4 protein-coding genes are annotated in these 4,484 nt (G+C 62.2%); 1 reads left to right on the top strand and 3 read right to left on the bottom strand.

Annotated features, from left to right (window positions below):
* Positions 1–40: 40 nt before the first annotated feature.
* The 3 genes from MWN33_RS19230 to MWN33_RS18945 form a co-directional block, all read right to left on the bottom strand.
* A complete protein-coding gene (locus MWN33_RS19230; RefSeq protein ID WP_425532030.1) occupies positions 41–652 on the bottom strand; it encodes a phosphoribosyltransferase-like protein in 612 nt (203 codons plus the stop codon).
* Between the two features lie 273 nt (positions 653–925).
* A complete protein-coding gene (locus tag MWN33_RS19175) occupies positions 926–2,194 on the bottom strand; it encodes an ATP-binding domain-containing protein (protein WP_343313676.1) in 1,269 nt (422 codons plus the stop codon).
* On the bottom strand, positions 2,191–4,005 hold the full coding sequence (locus MWN33_RS18945) for an ATP-dependent nuclease (protein WP_247202615.1): 1,815 nt from the start codon (positions 4,003–4,005) through the stop codon (positions 2,191–2,193). The genes MWN33_RS19175 and MWN33_RS18945 overlap by 4 nt, the downstream gene beginning before the upstream one ends.
* Positions 4,006–4,118: 113 nt before the next feature.
* Between MWN33_RS18945 and MWN33_RS18940 the strand changes: the two genes are divergently transcribed.
* The coding region (locus MWN33_RS18940) for a hypothetical protein (protein ID WP_247202614.1) at positions 4,119–4,484 on the top strand (366 nt) is incomplete at its 3' end.

The raw sequence follows: 4,484 nt of genomic DNA, 5'->3' as shown, positions 1-4,484 counted from the left end.
CCGCACGCCCGAGAGGGAAAATCCAACCGTCAGGGCGAACTCACAGCTGGATAGAAGTTGGGGGCAACGTCACGACGTGCACATTCTGGTCGCCGAACGTAAAATTCAGAACTTCTCGAGCGTGGGGTGTAGCGGCAAACAAGGCAACATGAAACTTTACGAGCCCATATGACTTCCAACTCTTCATGGTCTTGCTAGTCATAAAGCTTCGGTGAAAGTCTAAAATCCGCTTTCCTGAGCCGCTGAAATCATCGACGTACAAGATGGTTCGGCATCTCGCAGCTCTCATATTCTTGAGGCTGGGTGCCGCCACAAATGCTCCCTCGTTGCCATTTTGGCGACGCAGTGCGCCTAGGACGTTGGCGACGATGCCCTCGCTGCCGGGGAAGGACCCAGAGTTGAGCAAGCGGGGAGAGGCATTTTTGTCGGGCCCAAAATAGTTCTGACCGGGAGCCATTTCTCGTACGGGAACGAGCGCGATAGGTTTTTGGACTTTTTTGGGAAGACCAGATATCAGTCGGACTAGACCATTTCGGAATTGGTCTTGCCCAACCAACTCGACTGCGTCCAGCAAGCGTTTTGCAACGACCTGCTGCTCAGGGGCAAAATTGCTGAGCCAGTTTCGTCCACGTAGGGTCTCTGAAACCTCCATCGCTTCATCCAATTAGAATCTGACCTAGCACATCTGACCGGTGGCGGTCTGAAGCTAAACACGACGGGAGCCATAGTCCATCGGCGTTAGATCACGGAAAGTGGACATTGGCGTAACTCGGCTGTCGGATCGCTAAGACCCAACGCCGGACGTTCAATCCGCTCCTGCCAGTTCCAACAACCGGACCTTCGCTCATCGGGGGGAAGTTCGGAGGCGATTCTAATCGCCATCATAAGCGCTCTGGCGCTAAGGCGGGCAAACGGGGTCGAGCATTCAGGCGAACGGCGCGGCAGCGAGAATATTCGGGCTCTGGACGATGACATTGCACCATCGCTTCGCCCGGGTGATCGCGTTGTAGAGCAGGCGACGCTTGTGTTCAGCATCACCTCCCACCTGATAGGGCCAGATGACCACGACGCCCTCGAACTCCCTGTTCTTGGCCTGCTGCACTGTCATCGCCGTCAGTTGATGCGACGTGCCGCCACCATGCTGCCGTCGCAGCGAGACCTGCCGCGCGATGATGGCCTCGATCTCCGCACGGGTGAAATTTCCCCGTCCGCAGGCGTGAACCTGATTCTCGACCCACGACAGTGTCGCACGCACGGGTCCAGTCCGCGGCAACGCCCGCAGCGCTGCGCAGGTAGCCGCCGCCGGCGCATCGGCCCCAAGATCGAGACCTGCGATCAGGGCCTGCGCCTCGTCGCGGTCATTGGCTTCCCAATGGACGGTGTAAGGCCCGTTGTTTTGTTTGCCGCACGGTCCCAGAGCGAGCCGGGCGACAACCGACTTGGCAAACCCGCCCTGCAGCGCGGGTGTGATCACTGCGACATCGCCGCCCTGCCGCCAGGCGATGGCATTAGCGAGCAACGTCGTGGCGAGCGGCACGCTGGCTCCCGGCGGCAGCAGCTTGAATCCGGCGCCGTTGACCGGCGCATTGCCCGCGCGAATCGCGGTCGCTGCCGCCAGCAGACCCGGCGCATTCGTGCGGCGCACCTGCACCAATGTCTCCGGCTCTGCCTCCTGTCGCAGCCATGCGACCAGTGGATTGGGGCGAAGCGCCTGATCCAGACACTGGAACTCGTCGGCGGCAATCAGCGCATGGACCGTGCCCGCGAGCGCCTTGAGCATGCGCAGACGCTCAGGCTTGAGATCCTGACCTTCATCGACGAGCACGATCGGGAAGCTCGCCGCGACCCAAGCGCAAACTTGCGGCTGCTCCAGCAGCAATCCGGCTGCCTCGCAGACGCGATCGAACTCGCCCTCGGTCGCAGGAGCAATGGCAAGCGCGCCTGCCAACCCCCGCCAACGGCGATAGATGCGCCACGCAAAGGCATCGATCGTGCGGCAATCCACACGTCCGCGCAGGTTGGCGACCGAGCGCAGGCGCTCGGACAAGCGACGCCGCGACCCGTGCATGAAGGTGAGGGCGAGAACGCGCTGCCCGTCGTCTAGCGGGTGGGTCTCGAGCCGTTCCGCCAGCATCGCCATGAGCCGATATGTCTTCCCGCACCCGGCACCGCCTTCGACAGCTTGGATAGTCACGGCGTGAAGACCTTGATCGTCGGATGGTTGGGGTCCGCCACGAACAGTGGATTGTCGGTACCTTGGGCAACTTCAGTGATAGCGTTAAGGAGCGCTCGCGCTCGCGCGCAACATGCGGCGTTTGCGCCGATCGCCCCCGCAATCGCCTCGTAGCTCAAGCTGTCCTTCTTCAGCCCGCCTGTCGCCCGGACCTCGCTCTTTAGGCGCGCAACGAGATTGGCGACAGTTGTGGGAGGATTGTCGATCAAGATGGTCGGCAGGCAGGCGGTCGCGTCGGCATCGATGATCCAGCCGATCACATCCTCGAGCATCTGACCGGCGGCCCAGCGCAGGATTATCCGAGAATTCGGAGCACCGGCTGCGGCCAGCGAGTTGGCATAGCCCAAGCCCTCGGGATCGCCATCGACCAGTGCGACAACGCGGGGGTGAAGCGCCGACATCGCCGCAGCGGTGCGCACGACAGACCCGTCATGGGTCGGAATCACGCCCACAAATGCGTCGAACCGGCATTCATCGGTCGCGGCCCAGCTCTGATGGAGGTCGACGGCTCGAACGAGGAGGCCCAGCCATTGGTAATCCGTCCTGCCCTCGGGGATGAGCACGAATTCATGCATCACCGCCGCGATCGTCTCGACGCGGTGCACCTGGAACAACTTGCGGACGCTATTAGGCGTGTCAGCCGGCAAGGTCGACTGCAGGAGCGGCACCGATGTCAGGACGCCGCCTTCGTTGCGCAGGACCGCGACGCCGCTCGGATCCGCCAGTGCTGCGACCATCGGCGAGTGGGTCGAGACTAGGGTCTGGCGTGACAGTGACTGGATGCGGTGCACAAGCCGACGCTGCAAAGCCGGGGGGACATGCAGCTCGGGCTCTTCCAGCGCCATCCAAAAATTCTCGTCGGCCTCGACACGCAGCCGCCCGAATTGCAGGAGCAATAGCAGATGCTGGAGTGACAAAAGCCCACTGCCATGCCGCTTAGCCGGCAGCGGTACGTCCGCCCCACTGTGCGCATAATGCGACACCACCGACTCGAGCAGCCCATCGGAATCGGTGGCTGTCACCCGCAGATGCAGGGTTGGGTTCGTCCGGAAAAAGCCGCGCAGTTCCTGATTGAGCCGGTCGACAATCGGCAAGAGCCGCTCGTCCTGCTCGAGCCTCGCTTCCGGGGCGCGTAGACGGTCACGCTCAGCGAGAACTGATTCCGAAGGCTGTCCGTCGCCGGCGGCGACAACGCGTCGGAAGAGTTCGGAGCCGAACGACACTGTCCGGTCCCAGGTCCGCGCGGCAGGCACGAAGAAGAAGCCGAGTTCGCGGATCAGACGGGCGGGAAGCGGGGTTGCCGTCTCGTCGTCGAAGACATCGCCGACGGTGTCGTCGTCGTGGAAGTAGCGCAGCGTCTCCACTTCAAGCGAAGGCCGGTGGAACCGTGCCGAGAAGGCGACCTGGCAGGCGAGCCTCCATGCCGGATCGGTCCGCGCGGGATGGACGGTGCCGGCCGCCGCGTTCCACCACTTAACGATGCCCCTGTCGTCGCGGAACCATTCGGGATGCTGGGCGGGATCGTCGTCATGGAACCCGATCACCGTTGCGGTCAGTCGGATGCGATCTGCCGGCTGCGGGTTGCTGCCGTGGAAATCATGCTCGGTCAGCTGGCGGATCATCCGGTCGCGGCCGAACAGCAGCGCCAGCGCCTCGATCACCGTTGTCTTGCCGCAGTTATTCGCGCCGACCAGCACCGTGTGCGGCGAGAAACGGATCATACCGTTCTGCACGCCTCTGAAATTCTCGATCTTTAAGCTGGCGATCTCCATTCCATCCCCCTCTATCGATTGGATAGCTATCGGAGGCGCATCAGGCTGTCAGCAAGAGATCGGTCGGTTCCGATCACGTTGACCAGTCCGACGGAGGTCGGTGGGGTGCTGTTGTGACGGTCGATCGCCGGCGGGGCAGCGATTGCTTTCCGCTGGATAGTCAAAGTCAGCGCCTTGCCATTCAGGATCGAAAGGGGCCTCCTGCTGGAGGTCTGATACCCACAGTCGATAAATGGCGGCTTCCGGGCTTAACCAACTGCTCGGCAAACGACCGGGATGGCGGCGCAAAGCAGACTTCGCTGCAAGGGCAGTCGAACGTCAAGTATGGGTCGGTGCCGCCAGACCGTTCCACCAAGCGTATCTCGGGAAAGACTCCCGCGCCGCATCTGACAAGTATTTTTACGCCGCTGAACGCGGTTGTTCTGCGGCGTAGAATTGGCGCCTTGGCCAAGTGGGGGATGCCCATGATCCTCAGCGCA

Source organism: Ancylobacter koreensis, assembly GCF_023016525.1.
Lineage (GTDB): Bacteria > Pseudomonadota > Alphaproteobacteria > Rhizobiales > Xanthobacteraceae > Ancylobacter > Ancylobacter koreensis.
Note: the sequence above shows the minus strand (reverse complement) of the source record. Positions and strands in the feature narration are given on the sequence as shown.